General features: G+C 50.4%; 20 protein-coding genes. 15 read left to right on the top strand and 5 right to left on the bottom strand.

All coding sequences use genetic code 11. The features are described 5' to 3' along the window. The first annotated feature begins 48 nt into the window (after positions 1–48). The gene (locus BUB06_RS01380; protein WP_039473004.1) at positions 49–918 is read left to right on the top strand and encodes a D-hexose-6-phosphate mutarotase; all 870 of its coding nucleotides are present in this window, start codon (positions 49–51) and stop codon (positions 916–918) included. A gap of 75 nt (positions 919–993) precedes the next feature. Here BUB06_RS01380 and BUB06_RS01375 read toward each other — a convergent pair whose 3' ends face one another. Together BUB06_RS01375 and BUB06_RS01370 are read right to left on the bottom strand one after the other, a co-directional pair. After that, a complete protein-coding gene (locus tag BUB06_RS01375; protein ID WP_039473002.1) occupies positions 994–1,845 on the bottom strand; it encodes an aldo/keto reductase in 852 nt (283 codons plus the stop codon). 158 nt (positions 1,846–2,003) lie between these two features. Then, positions 2,004–2,753 (bottom strand): MipA/OmpV family protein, encoded by a 750-nt coding sequence (locus BUB06_RS01370; RefSeq protein ID WP_039472997.1) that lies wholly within the window; start codon positions 2,751–2,753, stop codon positions 2,004–2,006. Positions 2,754–3,208: 455 nt separating this feature from the next. On the opposite strand from BUB06_RS01370, the gene yeaG reads away from it, so the two are divergent. The 4 genes from yeaG to BUB06_RS01350 all read left to right on the top strand — a co-directional run bounded on the left by yeaG (position 3,209) and on the right by BUB06_RS01350 (position 8,400). Further along, the gene (gene yeaG, locus BUB06_RS01365) at positions 3,209–5,143 is read left to right on the top strand and encodes a protein kinase YeaG (RefSeq protein ID WP_010295250.1); all 1,935 of its coding nucleotides are present in this window, start codon (positions 3,209–3,211) and stop codon (positions 5,141–5,143) included. Positions 5,144–5,179: 36 nt separating this feature from the next. Continuing rightward, positions 5,180–6,454, top strand: coding sequence for a YeaH/YhbH family protein (locus tag BUB06_RS01360; protein WP_010295252.1), 1,275 nt, complete (start codon positions 5,180–5,182; stop codon positions 6,452–6,454). A 138-nt stretch (positions 6,455–6,592) separates the two neighbouring features. Continuing rightward, a complete protein-coding gene (locus BUB06_RS01355) occupies positions 6,593–7,003 on the top strand; it encodes a hemerythrin domain-containing protein (RefSeq protein ID WP_039472994.1) in 411 nt (136 codons plus the stop codon). A 197-nt stretch (positions 7,004–7,200) separates the two neighbouring features. Continuing rightward, a complete protein-coding gene (locus BUB06_RS01350) occupies positions 7,201–8,400 on the top strand; it encodes a multidrug effflux MFS transporter (protein ID WP_039472992.1) in 1,200 nt (399 codons plus the stop codon). Between the two features lie 22 nt (positions 8,401–8,422). On the opposite strand, the gene BUB06_RS01345 is transcribed toward BUB06_RS01350, so the two are convergent. Next, a complete protein-coding gene (locus BUB06_RS01345; protein ID WP_039472990.1) occupies positions 8,423–9,676 on the bottom strand; it encodes a D-amino acid dehydrogenase in 1,254 nt (417 codons plus the stop codon). A gap of 484 nt (positions 9,677–10,160) precedes the next feature. On the opposite strand from BUB06_RS01345, the gene BUB06_RS01340 reads away from it, so the two are divergent. The 8 genes from BUB06_RS01340 to BUB06_RS01305 all read left to right on the top strand — a co-directional run bounded on the left by BUB06_RS01340 (position 10,161) and on the right by BUB06_RS01305 (position 16,827). Beyond that, positions 10,161–11,141: a 6-phosphofructokinase gene (locus BUB06_RS01340; protein ID WP_039472987.1), complete on the top strand. Its 981-nt coding sequence runs from the start codon at positions 10,161–10,163 to the stop codon at positions 11,139–11,141. Positions 11,142–11,151: 10 nt separating this feature from the next. Beyond that, positions 11,152–11,445 carry a PTS sugar transporter subunit IIB gene (locus BUB06_RS01335; RefSeq protein WP_010295258.1) on the top strand — a complete coding sequence of 98 codons (294 nt, stop codon included), beginning with the start codon at positions 11,152–11,154 and terminating at the stop codon, positions 11,443–11,445. 13 nt (positions 11,446–11,458) lie between these two features. Further along, entirely contained in the window at positions 11,459–12,796 is a 1,338-nt protein-coding gene (locus BUB06_RS01330) for a PTS sugar transporter subunit IIC (protein ID WP_010295259.1), read from the top strand. A 44-nt stretch (positions 12,797–12,840) separates the two neighbouring features. Further along, positions 12,841–13,119, top strand: a complete 279-nt coding sequence (locus tag BUB06_RS01325) for a hypothetical protein (RefSeq protein WP_039472986.1) — start codon at positions 12,841–12,843, stop codon at positions 13,117–13,119. A 6-nt stretch (positions 13,120–13,125) separates the two neighbouring features. Next, positions 13,126–13,563 (top strand): PTS sugar transporter subunit IIA, encoded by a 438-nt coding sequence (locus BUB06_RS01320; protein WP_039472984.1) that lies wholly within the window; start codon positions 13,126–13,128, stop codon positions 13,561–13,563. Beyond that, positions 13,560–14,093 carry an AAA family ATPase gene (locus BUB06_RS01315; protein ID WP_039472982.1) on the top strand — a complete coding sequence of 178 codons (534 nt, stop codon included), beginning with the start codon at positions 13,560–13,562 and terminating at the stop codon, positions 14,091–14,093. Before BUB06_RS01320 ends, BUB06_RS01315 begins: the two co-directional genes overlap by 4 nt. A 36-nt stretch (positions 14,094–14,129) precedes the next feature. Further along, positions 14,130–15,029 carry a tagatose-bisphosphate aldolase gene (locus BUB06_RS01310; protein WP_039472980.1) on the top strand — a complete coding sequence of 300 codons (900 nt, stop codon included), beginning with the start codon at positions 14,130–14,132 and terminating at the stop codon, positions 15,027–15,029. Positions 15,030–15,285: 256 nt separating this feature from the next. After that, on the top strand, positions 15,286–16,827 hold the full coding sequence (locus BUB06_RS01305; protein WP_039473353.1) for a SpoVR family protein: 1,542 nt from the start codon (positions 15,286–15,288) through the stop codon (positions 16,825–16,827). A gap of 97 nt (positions 16,828–16,924) precedes the next feature. Here BUB06_RS01305 and fadR read toward each other — a convergent pair whose 3' ends face one another. Next, positions 16,925–17,644 carry a fatty acid metabolism transcriptional regulator FadR gene (gene fadR / locus BUB06_RS01300; protein WP_010295265.1) on the bottom strand — a complete coding sequence of 240 codons (720 nt, stop codon included), beginning with the start codon at positions 17,642–17,644 and terminating at the stop codon, positions 16,925–16,927. 230 nt (positions 17,645–17,874) lie between these two features. Here fadR and nhaB point away from each other — a divergent pair, with 230 nt between their 5' ends. Together nhaB and dsbB are read left to right on the top strand one after the other, a co-directional pair. Next, positions 17,875–19,455 (top strand): sodium/proton antiporter NhaB, encoded by a 1,581-nt coding sequence (gene nhaB / locus BUB06_RS01295; protein WP_039472978.1) that lies wholly within the window; start codon positions 17,875–17,877, stop codon positions 19,453–19,455. A gap of 194 nt (positions 19,456–19,649) precedes the next feature. Then, positions 19,650–20,180, top strand: coding sequence for a disulfide bond formation protein DsbB (gene dsbB / locus BUB06_RS01290; protein WP_039472977.1), 531 nt, complete (start codon positions 19,650–19,652; stop codon positions 20,178–20,180). Between the two features lie 75 nt (positions 20,181–20,255). On the opposite strand, the gene BUB06_RS01285 is transcribed toward dsbB, so the two are convergent. Continuing rightward, positions 20,256–20,453 (bottom strand): DNA polymerase III subunit theta, encoded by a 198-nt coding sequence (locus BUB06_RS01285; RefSeq protein WP_010275471.1) that lies wholly within the window; start codon positions 20,451–20,453, stop codon positions 20,256–20,258. Positions 20,454–20,591 lie beyond the last annotated feature (138 nt).

The following is a 20,591-nucleotide window of genomic DNA, read 5'->3' as shown; positions in this document are numbered from 1 at the left end:
TTGCAGATTTCTTTTTACCACGAAAAACAATCAAAAAAAGGCACTATCATGCATAACACAATTTTCTCACTCCCCGCCACTAAGCAAATTAGCGCAACCCTCAGCGAGCGTCAGCTGGACCAACTACCTATCATCGTCGTTGATCATCCAGAAGTGCGCGCAGCGGTCGCATTGCAAGGGGCGCACCTACTCAGTTGGCAGCCGACAAACGAAGAGCCCGTGCTCTGGTTGAGCGACAATACGCCTTTTACTCATCACGTTGCGATTCGCGGCGGTGTACCGATTTGTTTCCCTTGGTTTGGCCCTTTCGCCGATCCTAACCACGGTTTTGCCCGTCTGCTGCCGTGGGAATTTACCGCTCACAGCGAAGATGAGCACGGTGTGCAGCTCACATTCACGCTGCGAGACAATGAAGAAACGCGTAAGAGCTGGCCGCATGAATTCACACTCATCGCTCGCTTTAAACTGGGTAAAGAGTGCGGCATTGAGCTGGAAGCGCATGGCGATTACAGCATCACCAGCGCGCTGCACACCTATTTCAACATCGGCGACATCAGCGATATTCGCATTGCCGGTCTGGGTGAATCATTCATCGATAAAGTGGATCAGGGCAAGCTGGCAACGCAGCAAGGCGATTTAGTCTTTACCGACCGTACAGACCGTATTTATACCCAACCGCAAGACACCAGCGTGGTACATGATGCGGTACTGAAACGCGCTATCGAAGTACACCATACGCACCATAGCGATGTGGTGTCATGGAACCCCGGTGCAGAGCTGTCTCGTACGATTAGCGATATGACCGATGAGGGATATAAGACGTTCGTGTGTGTGGAAACCGCACGGATTAATCAACCGTTTGTCGCATCCGCCAAGGCTCCGGCTCGTTTGGCAGCGGTTATCCGCATCAAGAAATAACCACGGCTATAACGTAGCTATATGGGTGTATAGCGAAACCGCCATACACCTCTTCTGCAAATCCTTTATCTTCTGCTACACCACATCCAAATGCTGTTTGCGCGTCGGCGGTGGAAAAGCCTGATCCAACTGCCCGAGATCGTCCTCAGACAACACCACGTCCAGCGCTTTCGCATTTTCCTGCACATGCTTCACAGAACTGGCTTTTGGAATCGCGAGCACGCCCGGCTGGCGAATCACCCACGCCAGTAGAAGTTGAGCAGGCGTGATGTTATGTTCACGCGCAATGCGGTTCACCACCGGATGCGAGAATAATCCCTCACGCAAGCGCCCTGCCTGCGCCAGCGGGCAATATGCCATCACGGGAAGCTGTTGTTGCTGACACCACGGCAACAAATCAAATTCAATACCGCGCGAGGCCAAATGGTAAAGCACCTGATTGGTCATGCAGTGCTGTCCGCCATTTAGCGACCACAGCTCCTGCATATCCTCAAGGTCGAGATTGGACACGCCCCACTGGCCGATTTTGCCCGCCTGCTGTAGCCGTTCCATTGCGGCAATCGTATCCACTAACGGGATGCCGCCACGCCAGTGCAGCAGATACAGATCAATGCGCTCGGTTTTCAGCCGCTTCAGGCTGCGTTCACATGCCTGTATCGCTTTTTCGCCTCCCGCATTGTGCGGGTACACTTTCGATACCAGATAAACGCTGTCACGACGGCCGCGGATTGCGTCGCCGACTACGTCCTCCGCCCTGCCTTCCGCATACATTTCGGCGGTATCAATCAACGTTAACCCAAGGTCGATACCTGCTTGCAGCGCCGTCACTTCCTGCATTTTCATTCGGGCATCTTCGCCCATGTACCACGTTCCCTGACCGATCGCCGGTACGCGAGTGTTATCTGGAAAACGAATCGCTTTTGCCACGAGTCCTCCTTGTTATACCGTCAACGTAACCAGTTTATCGTCAAACCTAACATGGCATTCGGCGCACCATAAATGTGCAAATGGGGTGATATCACCCCATTATTGTACGGCAGATGCACCATGCTTACGAAGAGCATTAAAAGCGCTCATGAAAAACATCAGAAGCGATAGCTGACGCCCGCGCTCATTAAGATGCTGTGGTTACTATCAACAATCGGGCTGTCTTTCATTTCGTCAGACAGACGCGTGTAACGACCCACGGCCCAGGCGCTCCAGCTTTGGTTAATCTGATAGCCCGCACTCAGTTCAAGATACGGAGCCCAGCCATCGCCAGGGCTATATTGGTTAAAGCCGGAACGAGCAGATTCTTGTGCGCTAACGCCGTAGTAATACTGGTTCATGTTTTCACTGAACCAAGTGGCGCCGATACCCGGGGTGATGCTCAGATCGCCCATTGAGAAGCGGTAAAGGTAAGCGGTATCCCACGCAAAGCCGTTGCTGTAATCCAGCGTATCCCCTGCCAGCACGGTACGAATTTCACCCCAGTCGGCAGTATGACGATAAGCCGCACCCGCCATCAGCGTGCCGCGGCGTTTGTCCAACTGCTTCATACGCAGATCGTCGCTATCTCCCGGCTTAAACCCTAAAGGCAGGTAGTACGCCGTTAAAGAGAAACGATTTGCGCCGTCATTCCACAGGTAGTATCCACCACCCAGCCCGCGGAAATAAAAACTTTCACTTTCATAATTCAGTACAGGAAGCGGATAAACGTCATTATCAACACCACGGTACACAGACGTTGAACCCGCAGCGCCAAGGCCCAGCGAGACGTCTGCGGCATAGGCTGAAGGCAGGAGCACAGCACCAGAAACCAGTGCGGCCAGCATACATAGTTGAGGTTTTTTCACAGTTTTCTATTTCCTATTACAGATAAATATCATGAAACATGATAAGCCAATTACACACGTTCGCGTTCAGGTTATATAAAAATAACATTAACGAATAACCTATATATTCGATAGGTTTTACGTGCGCTAACGTCGGTAATAGGCCGTGTCCTTAAGGCGGAACGCCCATTCTGTATAATGTTACACGGATTTTCCTGAAAGTGAGTCCTTGAAATATCTTAAAAATACGTCCGTGGACTAGAGGAAATTTTACGGATGCAAACTACGCTTTAATACAGAAGGTGACGTCTTCCTGACCAGCAGGAATGAATAAAATCACGACGCCCTGACGCTACAAGTTGGCATAAGGGTTGCTGGACTCAGGAGATTTCTTCTTTCGGAGGGCAATACATTAATAGGCATATATTCCACACGCTCTCTTAATCTGTGCTAATCGACGAAGGACGGGCATCGCTATGAACATATTTGATCACTACCGCCAGCGCTACGACGCTGCCAAGGATGAAGAGTTCACTCTGCAGGAATTCCTTACTATCTGTCAGCAGGATCGCAACGCTTATGCGAACGCGGCTGAACGATTGTTAACGGCTATCGGTGAGCCTGTAATGGTGGATACCGCCCAAGAATCACGAATGTCGCGCCTATTCTCAAACCGGGTGATTGCTCGCTACCCTGCTTTTGAAGAATTTTACGGTATGGAAGAGGCCATCGAACAGATTGTCTCTTACCTGAAACATGCCGCGCAGGGATTAGAAGAGAAGAAACAGATTCTGTATCTGTTGGGGCCGGTCGGCGGCGGGAAATCCTCTCTGGCCGAACGCCTGAAAGCGCTAATGCAGCGCGTACCGATTTACATCCTCAGCGCCAACGGCGAACGCAGCCCGGTGAATGACCACCCGCTCTGCCTGTTCAACCCGCAGGAAGATGCCGCGATACTTGAGAAAGAGTATGCCATCCCACGGCGCTACCTCGGCACCATCATGTCACCGTGGGCAGCCAAGCGCCTTCAGGAATTTGGCGGCGACATTACCAAGTTCAGAGTTGTCAAAGTGTGGCCATCAATTCTGGCGCAAATTGGGATCGCGAAGACCGAGCCCGGTGATGAGAATAATCAGGATATTTCAGCACTGGTCGGTAAAGTCGATATCCGCAAGCTGGAACATTTTGCCCAGAACGATCCCGATGCCTACGGCTACTCCGGTGCACTGTGCCGCGCGAACCAGGGCATTATGGAGTTCGTCGAAATGTTCAAAGCGCCAATCAAGGTGCTCCATCCACTGCTGACCGCAACACAGGAAGGCAACTATAACGGGACGGAAGGCATTGCCGCCCTGCCGTTCAACGGGATTATTCTGGCGCACTCCAATGAATCTGAGTGGGTGCAATTCCGTAACAACAAGAACAATGAAGCGTTTCTTGACCGCGTGTATATCGTGAAGGTGCCGTACTGCCTGCGCGTATCCGAAGAGGTCAAAATCTACGACAAATTGCTGGATCACAGCGAGCTGACGCATGCCCCTTGTGCGCCCGGCACGCTGGAAACGCTGGCCCGTTTCTCCATTCTGTCACGCCTGAAAGATCCGGAAAACTCCAGCATCTACTCCAAGATGCGGGTGTACGACGGGGAAAGCCTGAAAGATACCGATCCGAAGGCGAAGTCCTATCAGGAGTATCGCGACTATGCAGGCGTCGATGAGGGAATGAACGGCCTGTCGACCCGCTTTGCGTTCAAGATTCTGTCGCGCGTCTTTAACTTCGATCACAGCGAAGTCGCGGCCAACCCAGTACACCTGTTCTACGTGCTGGAGCAGCAGATCGAGCGCGAGCAGTTCCCGCAGGAGCTTGCAGAGAAGTATCTGGAGCACCTGAAAGGCTATCTCACACCGAAGTACGCTGAATTTATCGGTAAAGAGATCCAGACCGCCTATCTCGAATCCTATTCCGAATACGGCCAGAACATTTTTGACCGTTATGTTACCTATGCGGATTTCTGGATTCAGGATCAGGAGTACCGTGATCCAGATACTGGCCAGCTGTTTGACCGCGAATCGTTAAACGCCGAGCTGGAAAAAATCGAGAAGCCTGCGGGCATCAGCAACCCTAAAGACTTCCGTAACGAGATCGTCAACTTTGTCCTGCGCGCCCGTGCCAGCAACAGCGGCCGGAATCCAAACTGGACCAGTTACGAGAAGCTGCGCACGGTCATTGAGAAGAAGATGTTCTCCAATACGGAAGAGCTGCTGCCTGTGATTTCGTTTAATACCAAAACCTCAACGGATGAACAGAAAAAACATGATGATTTCGTCGATCGCATGATGGAGAAAGGCTACACCCGGAAACAGGTGCGTTTGCTGTGCGAATGGTATCTGCGGGTGAGGAAGTCATCATAATGACGCACGATGCTGGCAACAGCGTTTGGGGGAAACATGGCCTATTTTATTGACCGACGACTGAACGGCAAAAACAAAAGCACGGTGAACCGCCAACGCTTTCTGCGCCGCTATAAGTCGCAAATAAAACAGTCGATTTCCGAGGCCATTAATAAGCGTTCGGTGACCGACATCGAAAGCGGGGAGTCCGTCTCGATCCCCAATGCAGACATCAACGAACCGATGTTCCATCAGGGCCGTGGAGGACGCCGCCACCGCGTCCACCCGGGCAACGATCACTTTGTACAGAACGACAAAATCGAGCGGCCACAAGGAGGTGGCGGCGGTGGTTCCGGTCAGGGGGATGCCAGTAAAGATGGCGAAGGCGAGGATGAATTTGTCTTTCAAATCTCCAAAGACGAATATCTGGACCTGCTGTTTGAAGATCTGGCGCTGCCAAATCTGAAGAAGACCCAGCATCGGCAGATGACCGAGTACAAAACGCACCGCGCCGGGTACACCGCTAACGGTGTTCCTGCCAATATCAGCGTGGTGCGCTCGCTGCAAAACTCGCTGGCACGCCGTATGGCGATGACAGCGGGTAAACGGCGCACGCTGCATGAGCTGGAAGAGTCACTGGAGCAGCTGGCGCATACCGAACCTGCACAATTGCTGGAAGAGGAACGGCTGCGGCAGGAAATTACCGAACTGCGCCAGAAAATCGCCCGCGTGCCTTTTATCGATACGTTTGACCTGCGCTACAGGAACTACGAGCGCCGGGCCGAGCCGTCGAGCCAGGCCGTGATGTTCTGTTTGATGGATGTGTCCGGCTCGATGGATCAGGCGACGAAAGACATGGCGAAGCGCTTTTATATTCTGCTGTATCTGTTCCTCAGCAGAAATTATAAAAACGTCGACGTCGTCTACATTCGCCACCATACGCAGGCGAAAGAGGTCGATGAACAGGAGTTCTTCTACTCTCAGGAAACCGGCGGCACCATTGTCTCCAGTGCATTAAAGCTGATGGAGGAAGTGGTTCGCGAGCGTTACGATCCGTCGCAGTGGAATATCTACGCGGCACAGGCCTCGGATGGTGATAACTGGGCTGATGACTCCCCGCTGTGTCACCAGATTCTGGCGAATCAGCTTCTGCCGATGGTCCGTTACTATAGCTACATTGAAATCACCCGGCGTTCACACCAGACACTCTGGCGCGAATATGAAACGCTGCGCGATACGTTCGATAATTTCGCTATGCAGCATATCCGCGATCAGGATGATATTTACCCTGTCTTCCGTGAACTCTTCCGTAAACAAACGGTAGGACATTAACTCCCTCTCAGTCGGCCAGTTATCTGTTAATGATTAATAGTTAGCTGGCTGATTTTCTCTCTCTGGGCATTTTTCTATAAACATGCATTTAAAATACATGTATTATAAATGGCATTATACCTGCACAGAGAATCGCTTATGAACATTGATAAATTCAAACACCAGCACAACGACATCCTTGAAAGCATTGATACCCTGCGCCGGCTGTCTAAGGCCGGCGTGACAGAAAATGCTGCGGATATCGCTCGCGCCATCGTCGCCATGAGCTCAATCATCAAGCTGCACCTTTCCGCAGAAGATCGCGTGCTTTACCCTTCACTTCAGCGCAGCGGTGACGAGCAGTTAACGAAGATGAGCCAGCATTACCAGAATGAAATGCAAACCATTGCCGCAGATTACGATGCATTTTCCCGCCGCTGGAATACGGCTTCACAGCTGGTTGGTCACGACAGGGATTTTCGGGCTGATGCCAATAACGTGCTGCGTAAGGTCTATGAACGCATGCAGCGGGAGAATCATGATTTTTATCCCCGCATTGAAACGGCCTGAGTGGATTAAGCACAATTGACTAAAGGGCGGAGAATTTCTGGCTGACGACGCTCCGCCCTGTTGATTACCGCCTTCATGCTGCCTTGCTACGCCATACCCCTCACATTATCGTGACGTTGTCACAAAGATAACACTTTCCTTCCGCCACGGTGCGCATTACCCTGTCGAACCCATAAAACGTAGATTTCTGTTTTGTTATGCAACGATTTGTTCTGATTTTACTGGCTCTGGTTCTACTCGGCCCGCTGGGCATTGACATCTATTTACCGCTTATTCCCGCCATCGCCGTGGCGCTGAACAGCCCAGAATCGCTGATTCAGTCCACCGTCGCACTGTTTATTCTGATCATGGGATTAGGCCAACTTCTGGCGGGACCGCTGGTCGATAAGTACGGTCGACGTCCAATGGCGCTGGCTGGTGTGATTATCTATCTCATCGGCGCGGTCATGGCTGCGCTGGCGACCAACGCCACACTGTTCATCCTCTCACGCCTTTTTCAGGGCCTGGCCGTCTGTTGTACCGCCGTCGCCATTTTCAGCAGCGTGCGTGACAAACTGAACGGCGACGATGCCGCCAGAACCTATGGCTTTCTTAACGGCACGTTGAACATTGTGCCAGCGCTGGCGCCGCTATTCGGTGGGCTTTTGGCCGAAGCCTTAGGCTGGCGTGCCCCCTTCTGGTTCCTCGCGGGCTACAGCATTTTGGTTCTGGCACTCGTCATCCGCTTTCTTCCCGAAACGCGACCGGATTCAACGTTGCCCGTACACGGTTTGCCGCTGCGCCAATACGCACGTCTGTTATCCGATCGCCACTTTCTGGGATTCGCCTCAGTCAACGCGGGCGCGATGGGGATGGCGTTAACCTATGTCACCTTCTCTCCTGTGGTGTTGATGAATGAGGCCCAGCTCACGCCGCTTGAGTTTTCCGTTGCCTTTGGCGTAAACGGTTTTTGGATCATGCTGGTCAGCTTCTTTGCGAATCGTATTATCCGTAAAGTCGGCCGGCCGCGCTGTCTGGCTATCGGTAGCCTGCTGATGGGGGCGGGTTTTCTTTCGCTGCTTAGCGGCGTCGTTCTTTTACCCGAAGCGATGCAAAACACCTGGCCAACCTACATGCTGCCCGTCGCGCTGGCCTGTGCCGGTCTGGCATTTTTGATCGGGCCGTCCACCAGCTATGCGCTGGAGCCTTATTCCAATGAGGCGGGAATTGCGTCGGCGATGGTAGGATTTGTGCAAATGGCGGGCGGTGCAGCGCTGGGGCTGATTGCTATGGCGCTCCCTCTGCCGTCAAAAATATCACTGGCGCTGGTGATGCTCTGTGCCGCCTTGCTGGCGATACGCGCCCGCCTGCTTACGCGGCACCATAAGAGCAGCATTACATCGCTGCCCCGTACGTAGTTCAAAAATAAGTAGTTCAAAACTAACGAACATACCTTTCCACGGACAAATCATCGGACTCAATCTCCGGTGATTTGTCCGACAGAATATCCGCCAGTAGCTTCCCCGATCCACAGGCCATCGTCCAGCCCAACGTGCCGTGTCCCGTATTCAGATACAGATTTTTCAGCGGTGAGCGCCCTACCAGCGGCGTGCCGTCCGGCGTCATCGGACGCAGCCCCGTCCAGAATGTTGCTTGCTCAATCGGGCCGCAATGAGGATAGAGATCGCGCACCACCATTTCCAGCGTTTCACGGCGCTTGGGATTCAGTTCAGTGTTGAAGCCCACGACCTCTGCCATTCCACCAACGCGGATACGACGATCAAAACGGGTAATCGCTATTTTATAGGTTTCATCCAGTACGGTAGAAACCGGTGCCGAGGCGTCATCAGCTAGCGGGATCGTCAGTGAATAGCCCTTCAGCGGATAAACCGGAATATCGAACCACTGACGCAGGAGTCCCGTTGAATAAGAGCCGCAGGCCATCACATAGGCATCTGCCACGATGATTTCGTCGTCGCACTGCACGCCCGTGACACTCTGCCCTTCAACCCGCAGCTGACGAACGTTACGCCCCAGTTTAAAGGTGACGCCGGCCTCGGCGGACATCGCCGCCAGTTGGCGAGTAAACAGCTGGCAGTCGCCTGTCTCGTCATGCGGTAAACGTAGCCCGCCAGTCAGTTTATCCGCCACGTTCGCCAGCGCAGGTTCAACCGAGGCTAGCTCATGACGAGTCAGCAGTTGATACGGTACGCCAGCCTCTTCCAGCACAGCGATATCCCGTGTCGCGTTTTCATACTGCTGCTCAGTGCGGAACAGTTGCAGCGTTCCGCCTTGCCGACCTTCGTACTGGATACCGGTATCCTGCCGCAGCGCTTGCAAACAGTCGCGGCTGTATTCCGCTAGACGCACCATCCGCGCTTTATTGGTTTTATAGTGGCGCGCATCGCAGTTGATCAACATTTGCCACATCCAGCAAAGCTGTGCAGCCGTAAAGTCCGGCCGGATGGCCAGCGGTGCATGGCGCTGAAACATCCACTTTATCGCTTTCAGCGGTATTCCCGGCGCAGCCCAAGGTGCGGCATAGCCAGGAGAAATTTGTCCGGCATTTCCGGCGCTGGTTTCCAACGCGGGCTCCGGTTGCCTGTCAATAACGGTAACATCATGCCCTGCCTGCGCAAGATACCAGGCGGTACTTACGCCAACGACGCCACTTCCCAGAATCACAACCCGCATGCTACCGCTCTCCCTTTCTCTCCGTTAAAGACCGTCTAATCTACTGGAAAAATGCTTATTTAATGGAATAAAACACTAGTTAAAAGGTAAAACTGAAGACTACTCTAGCATTTGGGAAGGAATTGTCACCCGCCTCGACGATAACATTTATCTATTGTTATCTCTTCGAACCGTTGATTCTCCACTGAGATCGTAACGAAATAACTGTGAAATCATTCACAAAATGCGTATTCGCTTTTTAGCTGGGAAGCTAAAGAAGAATAAAAAAGATGAAAATGTTAAATCCCTAACTAATTAACAAGTTAGTTAATTTTCTTATTTTTAAATCGTGATAATAATCACAATAATTGAATTAATAACATCACTGTCAAGACATTCAGCCCCGTAATTAAATACAAATTTGCGACATTCATCAAAAAAGCGCCCTATCAGTTTAATAACATTGTGTTCACACGGTGGTTATTCATATATCCAGAGGGCGACGATGAAAATTGGATTAGTCATTAGCGGCGGCGACGTTAGCGGAATAAATAACTTCATCTTTCAGGTGAATAGAATGACTGCCTCCGACATCGTCATTTTCGATGGTGGAATTAATGGCCTTATCGATAACTGCTGTAAAGTGCTCACTCGCCGCGATTTGGTAGATTATTCTCTCTCAGCAATGCCCTTGATCACTTCAGGGAGAAAAACCGGAAAATGTAGAAAAACAGACTATGAGCACATCGTCAAAAACATTCAAAAACAAAAACTCGACGCACTCATTATGGCGGGAGGAGATGGTTCATTCCAATTTCTAAAAAAACTCAGTCACTATGGTATTCATTGCTATGGCGTAGGCATGACGATTGATAATGATATTTCAGGGAACAGCTATACGATCGGTTTTTCTACCGCCTGCGAGCAGGTAATGAGTGAAGTAGAGAAATTGCGAAATACAGGCCGTGGACTACAAGGACGGGTATTCATGATTGAATTACTCGGCGGTTATTGTGGCGAATTAACCTTGCAGGCGGCATTAAAGAGCAACGCAGATATCGCACTCATTCCAGAATCACCGTGGGATATTGATCAATTATCGCAACGTATTCGGGAGAAAATCGCGGAACAAAACAGTGTAATCATTTTATGCTCTGAAGGTTATACCCATGAATATACTCCTGGCTTTCAGGGCGCTATCGACACCATTATCAAGAAACTAGAGCATAAGATTGGCATCCGTATCCGAAAAACTATTTTGGGATATGGTTTACGAAATGGCGCGCCCACCGGGGAAGAAATTATTCAGGGCACCCTGTTAGCAGAAGAAGTGGTTCGGTGCATTAATACCGGACTCACCAATAAAATCATCATTATCAATAATAACAACAAAGCTATTCCTATCGACCTGGAGGATTCCGAACGACGTTTGGTTGATGTCGACAGTCACTTTTATAAGCTCGCGAAATCTCATCACCTTATATGAGGCCATGATTATGTTGAAAGTACTTTGCGTTTGCGGCTGTGGATTAGGTTCCAGTTTCGCTATCGAAATGAGTGCGAAATCCGTACTAAAAAAACTAGGGATTGATGCAGAAATAAATCACACCACGATTTCAGAAGCTTCTGCCTTCAATTATGACGTCATTCTAACCCAGAAAATATTTGCTGACATTCTGAATAGCGATGCCAGTGAAGATGAGAAAAAAAGAATCATCATTCTTAATAAATTGACCGACAAAGATGAAATAGAAGAAAAAATTTTAGCGTATATCCAGGCTCATCAATAGCATGAGGTGAAAAATGAACACCGTTATCAATTTCATTGTGAAAGATTTATTAGGCCAGGCATCCATATTAATCGCGCTGATCGCCATGATCGGGTTGATTTTACAGAAGAAATCGGTAGGAAAAACTGCCGAGGGGACATTCAAGACACTGCTGGGTTTCCTCATCATGATGGCGGGGATTAACATCATCGTTGATACCCTGACGTATTTGAACAGCATCTTTACCCAAGGCTTTGGCATGAAAGGCTACATCACTGATGTCGCCGCCATCGCCGGGTTGGCAAACCGCGAGCTCGGATCAGAAGTCGCGTTGACGCTCATGGTGATCTTTGCCGTTAACATCCTTATCGCGCGAATCACCCCCTTTAAATATATCTTCCTGACGGGACAGGCTCTGCTGTGGATGGCAACAATCGGTACCGTGATCGGCTATAAATCAGGTTTGACCGGTGCGACTCTGATCCTAACCGGAGGCATATTTGGCGGCATTATGGCGGTACTGATGCCAGCGCTGGCGCAGCCAATTGTACGTAAAATCACGAATTCCGATGATGTTGCGCTGGGACATTTTTGTACCATCGGGTATCTGGTGCAGGCCGCCGTCGCTCGGGTCGTCGGTAAAAACTCCAAATCCACGGAAGATTTAACGCTGCCTGATAACTTCAAATTCTTGCAGGATACCTACCTGTCGATGGCCGTCGTCATGGTGCCGATGTATCTCATCCCCGCCGTGGCGGCAGGACCGGCCTACATCGCGCAGTACGCCAACGGCGTCAATTATCTGATGTATTCCTTCATGCAGTCCATGCAGTTTGTCGCAGGCGTTTTCGTTCTCTACAGCGGTGTACGCCTGCTGCTTAATGAGCTGGTTCCCGCCTTTCGAGGTATCGCCATGCGTCTGGTGCCTAACGCCAAACCTGCATTGGATTGCCCGGTGCTCTTCCCTTATGCGCCGAACGCCGTGATTGTCGGGTTCCTCGCGACCACCGTCGGTTCCATTCTGGGGATGCTGATCTTCCCGATGTTTGGGCTGGCAATGATTTTGCCGGGTTTATTGACCAACTTCTTTGCGGGCGGAACAGCCGGTATTTTCGGTAACGCGCTGGGAGGACGACGTGGTGCTGTCATCGGCGGTGTCGTTCATGGCCTTTTCATTACGCTATTGCCCGCCATTCTGGTGCCATTACTGGAAGTTTTCGGCTTTACTGGCGTCACCTTCAGCGATTCCGATGTCATCAGTACTGGTCTGATCTTAGGACACGCCTTCCAGCAAGATTGGTTATTTGTCGCCGCCTTTGTCGCGTTCGTTGCATTCATTGCTTTTATTGCGAACCGTAAACTATCGCAATAGCGTGCTGGCCTGTCGTCATTATGCAAATAGCTTAAGGAGTCACTATGTTTTCTCTACTCAAACGCTTTTTATCCCCTGGTCCCTCTTCCGACAATCGCGATAATAAGGATGACAATCGCGTCAGGGAAATTGAGGAAGAATTAGCGGAGCTTGAATCTCGGTTAGCACAAGATCCGGGTCATAGTGAAACGCAAAAAAGGCTAATGATTAAATACAATCAGGCCATTCAACTATTTTCTTCTCATCCTGACTATCGGGAGCGCGTTGATCGTATTTTTATTCAGATAGATGAACTCAGAAACACCATTCGGAAAAATATATGAGGTTTTATGAGCATAAAAAATTTCCTTTTGCAGCACAATTGCATTCAACTCGGCGTGATATGTAAGACATGGGAAGACGCTATTTATTGTGCCGCTCAACCATTAATCAGCGCGGGATGTATTACGAAGGCGTATCCCATCGCGGTGATAGAAAACACGAAGGAATACGGCCCTTATTATGTATTTGATGAAGGCATCGCTATTCCCCATGCGCGCCCTGAATGTGGCGTTCGAGAGAATTGTTTTAGTTTACTGACGTTACAGACGCCGCTCTCTATTAATGGAAGTGAACCGGTGGATATCTTAATTATGTTTGGTGGGGTTAACAGTGATGCGCATATTACGGAAGGTATCGCCTCAATCGTCAATCTATTAGAAAAGGACGACATGCTCTCTCGTATTCGATGCGCTACTACGTCAGATGATATTGTCGGGGTATTATGAAAAAACTTATTTTAGTAAATGGTATCCCTGCATCAGGGAAAAGCACGGTAGCACGTATCATTGCGGATGAATTGAGTCTCCCACGGTTAAGCCTCGATGAAATAAAAGAGCCGTTCATGATGCAGTTCTGCGACACGATTGACAGAACGTTAAACAGAAAACTGGGGGTCGCCGCCTATCAGGCCATGTTTAATATCGTTAGACAGGCTCCTGAAAATAGTATTTTCATTCTTGATGCCTGGTTCGGTTTTCGCGAAAAATCGCTATTACAGGACTATCTGATTTCGTGTGATATCCAGCATACGCTTGAAATATGGAATGCCATTTCACCTGACCGGGTAGCTGAGCGGTATCAGACCAGAATTAATGAAAGGATAAAAGGCCATCCCGGCAGTGAGTATCTGCCGGAATTAATTTCACTCGCGCATCAGGCACAGCCGATGGGTATGGGGAAATGTTACACGGTTGATCAGGATAAGGAAATTAATTATCAGGAATTAATTCAATGGATAAAAACACACCTGGATTAATCGCTTATTTACATTACTTTTATGAGGGTAATTATCATGAACACCATGACAACCGCTGAGCACCGGGGATACCAATTAATTTGTAACGCGACGGGGGCAATGATGGTTATTGCCTGCGATCAACGTGGCGGCATGCGAACATTATTAGCACCGACATCAGAAGCACAGGCCGCGATTACCAATGAAATATTAGGAAATACAAAATACGACATCACCCGCTATCTGGCGGCTGAGGCGGGCTGTGTACTGGTTGATCCGATCTGCGCCATACCGGGTCTTATAGATGAAGACATTCTGCCCCGCGATACCGGCCTGCTCATCGGGCTTGATGCGTCAGGGTGGGAAACGACGCCAGAAGGCTACCGGATCTCCACGATGGTTGAAGGCGTAACGGCACGTAAAGTCCGCGAATGGGGTGCCACTGGCGGAAAAATCATGATCTACCTTCGCCCGGATATACCCGACGCCAATACCCGTAACCTTGCCACACTCCGTACCGTGATTCAGGACTTTGCGCAGGAAGATTTACTGCTCGTCGTTGAGTTTCTGACCTACCCTCTGGAAAATGAATCTCGCGAAGCCTATACCCGCCTCTTGCCCGAACTTATTCCGGCAGGCTGCCAGGCTTGTATCGAGCAAGGTGCAAAAGTCTTGAAGATTCCTTATCCTGGGTCTGATGAAGCCTGCGCACGCGTCACCACACTGTGCGGTGACATTCCCTGGGCCGTTCTGTCTGCGGGTGTCGATCACGCTACCTTTCTCCCTCAGGTAGAAAGTGCGTTGAAAAATGGTGCCTCTGGCGTGATTGCCGGTCGTTCTCTGTGGAAGGATTGCATCTCGCTCGATCGCAACGTTTCTAAAGAGAAGCTGTCTACGATTGCCGTTTCCCGCCTCAACGATATTCAGGCGCTGTTAAAACGGTATCAACACCGCTAGCCCAAACGGTCTTTCGCGCTCTCTTCGGGGAGCGCATTTCCCTATCAGCATTTCCCTATCAATAGACAGCGTAATACCGGTTTCTTTTTTATCACCTCAGCGACCTTTTCCCATCAAACACGCTCAATTCGTCAATTGCCGCGTTGCCAAAGCTCAGCTATAACTAAATGAACAACGATGATTTTTTGACAGGAGCCAGCGGGAAGGCAGTAAACGAGATCTCACGTACAGACTTGTTATGTTAGGGGGCGCGCTGATGGCTATATCGACGGATAATCAGGTAAAAAAAACACTTCGCCTGAGTGATGGACCGGACTGGACGTTTGAGTTATTGCAGGTTTACCTTGATGAGATTGATCGGGTGGCCAAGTCGTATCGTCTGGCGACCTATCCTCATCAGATTGAAGTCATCACTTCAGAACAAATGATGGATGCCTATTCCAGTATAGGCATGCCGATCAACTATGCCCACTGGTCGTTCGGGAAGAAATTTATCGAAACCGAACAGCGCTACAAACACGGGCAGCAGGGGCTGGCGTACGAAATCGTCATTAACTCCGATCCCTGTATCGCGTATTTGATGGAAGAAAACACGCTGCCGATGCAGGCGCTGGTGATGGCGCATGCCTGCTACGGGCACAACTCATTCTTCAAAGGTAACTACCTGTTCCGCAGTTGGACCGATGCCAGCTCCATCGTCGATTACCTGCTGTTTGCCCGGCAGTATATCGCGCAATGCGAAGAGCGTTATGGTGTGGACGAGGTGGAGCGCCTGTTAGATTCCTGCCATGCGCTGATGAATTACGGCGTTGACCGCTATAAGCGTCCGCAGAAGATTTCGCTCGAAGAGGAAAAGTCCCGCCAGAAAAGTCGTGAGGCCTACCTGCAAAGCCAGGTTAACGATCTCTGGAAAACATTACCGCGGCGCGAACAGGGTGCCGCACCAGAACAAGCCAGACGTTTTCCTCAAGAGCCACAGGAAAACCTGCTCTATTTTATGGAGAAAAATGCGCCGCTGCTGGAACCCTGGCAGCGTGAGGTTCTGCGTATCGTGCGGAAAGTCAGCCAGTATTTCTATCCGCAGAAGCAGACTCAGGTGATGAATGAAGGCTGGGCCACGTTCTGGCACTACACCATTCTGAACCATCTCTATGATGAAGGCCGGGTCACTGAACGCTTCATGCTGGAGTTCCTGCATAGTCATACCAATGTGATCTATCAGCCGCCGTACAATAGCCCTTACTACAACGGAATTAATCCGTATGCGCTGGGCTTCGCGATGTTTCAGGACATCAAGCGTATTTGTCAGTCACCGACCGACGAAGACCGCTACTGGTTCCCCGATATCGCGGGTAAAGACTGGCTCGATACGCTGCATTTTGCGATGCAGAACTTCAAGGACGAGAGTTTCATCAGCCAATTCCTGTCGCCGAAGCTGATGCGTGATTTCCGGCTATTTACGGTGCTGGACGACGACCGCAATAACTATCTGGAAATTGCCGCGATTCACGACGAAGAAGGCTATCGTTTGATCCGGCAGGAGCTCTCCGCGCAGTACAACCTGAGCCATCTGGAACCGAACATTCAGGTCTGGAATGTGGATTTGCGCGGTAATCGGGCGCTGACGCTGCGCTATGTTCCGCATAATCGCGCACCGCTGGATAAAAGTAGCCAGGAAGTGTTGAAGCACGTCCACCGCCTGTGGGGATTTGACGTCTATCTGGAACAGGCTAACACGGATGGCAGCATCGAGTTGATTGAACGCTGCCCGCCGCGTAACGGGACGGCATCCACATAACGGAACTCGGTTCGCAGGTCAGCGACACGACCAAAGACAAAGGGGATTCAGGCAACAACCTGAATCCCCTTTTCACAATGAAACTGCGGTATGAGCCTTAGCGGCGTACTTCCGCGATATCCCGCGGGATCGCGCTCTGCATACTGTGCCAGATCGCTCCACTTTCTTTACCGTAATGTCTGACGACATCCATCACCTGATCGTAGAGCTCTTCGCTGCGCAACGCTTCCAACCGACCGTAAAAATTCACCGCCAGCTTGCGGGCTTCCGGATTGGAAAAATAGTAGCGCCCTACGCGGATATATAGCCCTTTCAGACCGTTCAGGATCAGACCATAAATCGGATTGCCAGAGGCAAAGGCCAAACCACGGAACACGTTGTAGTCAAGCTGCGCAAAAGCTTCTGCGCTATCGTCTACCGCGCTTGCCTGAGTTAATACATCACGCACTTTTTCCGGGTTATGGCGTAACGCCGTCCGAATAAAAATAGCGGCGATGTTGGTACGCACGGCCAGCAGGTTATCGATCAGTTGCGGCACGCTATCGTGATCGAGTCGCGCCAGCGTTTCCAGAATATTGAGCCCCGAGGTTTCCCAAAAATTGTTAATTTTTGTGGGTTTCCCGTGCTGTATCGTCAGCCAGCCATCGCGAGCCAGGCGCTGAAGTACTTCACGCAGGGTAGTACGTGTCACGCCAATCAGTTCGGAAAGCTCTCTTTCCGCGGGCAAAATAGAGCCAGGAGGAAAGCGGTTATTCCATATACTTTCGATAATGTATTCTTCCGCGAATCCAGCCGGACTTTGCGCCTTTATAACCATGTGTTTGATAATCCGTAGCGGTGATTGCCGAAAAAAGCCAAGTCATAATACCAGACGAAAGAATCATGATATAGCGCCGCACTCGGGCACCGAACCATTTCAATGAAAAATTGTGACTGCAAACCGCCCTCTTGCGGCGTAGAACGGTAGACTTCTGCCCGTTTGTAAAGTTTTTACGATATGATAAAAACCATCAAACTATTCTAACGAATAAGGATTCCTCTTCCATTATGAGCGGCATGCCCCTCCACCGTGCGCTATTAAAAAATTTCCTCGGATACGCGCCAGACTGGTACAAATTGACTATTTTTTGCTTCTTGCTGATTAATCCGCTGCTGTTCTATTTTGTCAGCCCGTTTTGGGCCGGTTGGTTACTCGTCGTGGAGTTTATTTTTACGCTAGGTATGGCACTGAAGTGTTACCCATTACAACCTGGCGGCCTGCTGGCACTACAGGCCATCCTCATCGGTATGACCAGCCCGCAGCAAGTGTGGCATGAAGTCACCGGGAATATTGAAGTCCTCATGCTGCTGGTGTTTATGGTGGCAGGCATCTACTTCATGAAGCAGCTGCTGCTCTTTGTGTTTACCAAACTGCTGCTGCGCATTCATTCCAAAACGCTGCTTTCACTTGCTTTCTGTATCGCCGCCGCCTTTCTTTCCGCATTCCTTGATGCGCTGACCGTGATTGCCGTTGTTATCAGCGTCGCTATCGGGTTTTATGGTATTTACCACCGCTTCGCTTCCCAACAGGGTGAAGACGAAACCGATATCAGCGATGACAGCGCACTAAGCAGCGAGGAGCATCATCGTACGCTGGAGCAGTTCCGGGCATTCTTACGCAGCCTGCTCATGCACGCTGGCGTCGGTACGGCACTGGGCGGCGTAATGACGATGGTTGGCGAACCTCAGAACCTGATTATCGCGAAAAGCGCAGGCTGGGATTTCGTCAGTTTCTTCCTGCGCATGTCACCCGTGACCGTCCCGGTGTTTATTTGCGGTATCCTGACCTGCGGGCTGGTCGAGCGTTTTAAACTCTTCGGCTACGGCGTAAACCTGCCAGACAATGTGCGTCGCGTGCTTGAGGATTACGATCGGGACATGACAGAAAAGCGCACACAGCAGGATAAAGCGCGTTTAATCATACAGGCGGTGATTGGCGTCTGGCTCATCGTCGCACTGGCGTTTCATCTGGCTGAGGTCGGGTTGATTGGCCTTTCCGTCATTATTATGGTTACGACGTTCTGCGGCGTGACGGAAGAACATGCGATTGGTAAAGCGTTTCAGGATGCCATGCCGTTTACCGCGTTGCTGACGGTCTTCTTTGCTATCGTCGCCGTCATTATCGATCAGCAGCTGTTCTCACCGATTATCCATTACGTCTTGCAATCTTCTGAGAGCGCGCAGCTGACGCAATTTTATCTGTTCAACGGCCTGCTCTCATCGATATCCGATAACGTCTTCGTTGGCTCAGTTTATATTAACGAAGCGCGCAACGCCTTTGAAAACGGTCAGATCTCGCTACCCCAGTTCGAACTGCTCGCTGTCGCGATCAATACCGGCACCAACCTCCCTTCCGTCGCCACACCGAATGGGCAAGCGGCGTTTCTGTTCCTGCTGACGTCCTCTCTGGCACCGCTTATCCGCCTGTCTTACGGACGCATGGTGGTGATGGCGCTGCCTTACACCATTGTGATGACGTTGGTGGGGCTACTTTGCGTTGAGTTCACGCTGGTACCATTCACCGATTTTTTGATGAATAAACAATGGATTTCTTTGCCAGACTTGACCATATCGGGCAGTCACTCATAATCACGATCGTGTATAGTAATCGCGGCAGCGACAATTTCGGCCTTGATGATGTTATCAACACCCTTTTCGCCGCCGCAGAATGACAGAAAAGCATCAAATAAACATATCGTTACGTTTTGCGCAGTGAAATGATGGCAGTGAAGCCAGAACGGTTTACACTGCTGCTTTAATCATGTTTAGCATGGAATATTTTTATGTTGCGATTTCTTAATCGTTGCTCACGCGGGCGTGGTGCGTGGCTACTGCTGGCGTTTACTGCTTTAGCGTTGGAATTGACCGCGCTCTATTTTCAGCATGTGATGTTATTAAAACCATGCGTGCTGTGTATCTACCAGCGCTGTGCGCTGTGGGGCGTGTTCGCGGCAGGTATTGTTGGTGCCATCGCGCCATCAACGGCGTTGCGTTACCCAGCCATCGCGCTATGGATATACAGTTCTTATGAAGGGTTCCGACTGGCCTGGAAACACACGGATATTTTGTTAAATCCGTCGCCGTTTACCACCTGTGATTTCTTTGTCAGCTTCCCGTCATGGTTGCCTTTGGACAAATGGCTTCCGGCCATTTTCAATGCGACAGGTGATTGCTCAGTGCGTCAGTGGGAATTCCTTTCGCTGGAAATGCCGCAATGGTTACTTGGCATCTTTGCCGCTTATCTGTTGATTGCTGTGCTGGTATTGATCGCTCAGCCTTTCCGTCCTAAGCGTCGCGACCTCTTCAGCCGTTAATTATTATCCGAAAAGCCCGACAATATGTCGGGCTTCTGGTAACTGTTTCTACGCCTCACAGGCTTGTGCTGACCATCACTGCTGTGGTCTGTAGATATCGCGATAATGGCCTAATCGTTCGTTAAAAAAAGGCCTTTTTTCCTGCGGGATTCTTCGTGATATTTCATCTGCGTCGATCTTTTTTTCCTGACTTTCCATAAAAGCAATGGTGGAGGCAGCAAAGTCGGTGTACTGCTCGCTGTACTCAAGAATAATTTTCTCAAAGTTAATCACATGCTCTCCCTCCTGCTGGTTACGTGGCTCTAAAATTATACAACACGCTGGCGATTACATAGCGGAAACACTTGCTATTCCTTCTGCGGCTCATCAGAAACCAGTAAAACTTATTGCTTCCTAATACATTTCTACACA

Source organism: Pectobacterium carotovorum (assembly GCF_900129615.1).
Taxonomy (GTDB): domain Bacteria; phylum Pseudomonadota; class Gammaproteobacteria; order Enterobacterales; family Enterobacteriaceae; genus Pectobacterium; species Pectobacterium carotovorum.
Note: the sequence above shows the minus strand (reverse complement) of the source record. Positions and strands in the feature narration are given on the sequence as shown.

Excerpts from the sequence above, each read along its gene's own strand:
- BUB06_RS01335 (WP_010295258.1), top strand. The coding sequence starts at position 11,152 with ATGTTGAAAGTACTTTGCGTTTGCGGCTGTGGATTAGGTTCCAGTTTC.
- yeaG (WP_010295250.1), top strand. The coding sequence starts at position 3,209 with ATGAACATATTTGATCACTACCGCCAGCGCTACGACGCTGCCAAGGAT.
- BUB06_RS01315 (WP_039472982.1), top strand. The coding sequence starts at position 13,560 with ATGAAAAAACTTATTTTAGTAAATGGTATCCCTGCATCAGGGAAAAGC.
- BUB06_RS01350 (WP_039472992.1), top strand. The coding sequence starts at position 7,201 with ATGCAACGATTTGTTCTGATTTTACTGGCTCTGGTTCTACTCGGCCCG.
- BUB06_RS01340 (WP_039472987.1), top strand. The coding sequence starts at position 10,161 with ATGAAAATTGGATTAGTCATTAGCGGCGGCGACGTTAGCGGAATAAAT.
- BUB06_RS01325 (WP_039472986.1), top strand. The coding sequence starts at position 12,841 with ATGTTTTCTCTACTCAAACGCTTTTTATCCCCTGGTCCCTCTTCCGAC.
- BUB06_RS01355 (WP_039472994.1), top strand. The coding sequence starts at position 6,593 with ATGAACATTGATAAATTCAAACACCAGCACAACGACATCCTTGAAAGC.
- dsbB (WP_039472977.1), top strand. The coding sequence starts at position 19,650 with ATGTTGCGATTTCTTAATCGTTGCTCACGCGGGCGTGGTGCGTGGCTA.
- BUB06_RS01330 (WP_010295259.1), top strand. The coding sequence starts at position 11,459 with ATGAACACCGTTATCAATTTCATTGTGAAAGATTTATTAGGCCAGGCA.
- BUB06_RS01305 (WP_039473353.1), top strand. The coding sequence starts at position 15,286 with ATGGCTATATCGACGGATAATCAGGTAAAAAAAACACTTCGCCTGAGT.
- BUB06_RS01360 (WP_010295252.1), top strand. The coding sequence starts at position 5,180 with ATGGCCTATTTTATTGACCGACGACTGAACGGCAAAAACAAAAGCACG.
- BUB06_RS01310 (WP_039472980.1), top strand. The coding sequence starts at position 14,130 with ATGAACACCATGACAACCGCTGAGCACCGGGGATACCAATTAATTTGT.
- nhaB (WP_039472978.1), top strand. The coding sequence starts at position 17,875 with ATGAGCGGCATGCCCCTCCACCGTGCGCTATTAAAAAATTTCCTCGGA.
- fadR (WP_010295265.1), bottom strand. The coding sequence starts at position 17,644 with ATGGTTATAAAGGCGCAAAGTCCGGCTGGATTCGCGGAAGAATACATT.
- BUB06_RS01345 (WP_039472990.1), bottom strand. The coding sequence starts at position 9,676 with ATGCGGGTTGTGATTCTGGGAAGTGGCGTCGTTGGCGTAAGTACCGCC.
- BUB06_RS01320 (WP_039472984.1), top strand. The coding sequence starts at position 13,126 with ATGAGCATAAAAAATTTCCTTTTGCAGCACAATTGCATTCAACTCGGC.
- BUB06_RS01380 (WP_039473004.1), top strand. The coding sequence starts at position 49 with ATGCATAACACAATTTTCTCACTCCCCGCCACTAAGCAAATTAGCGCA.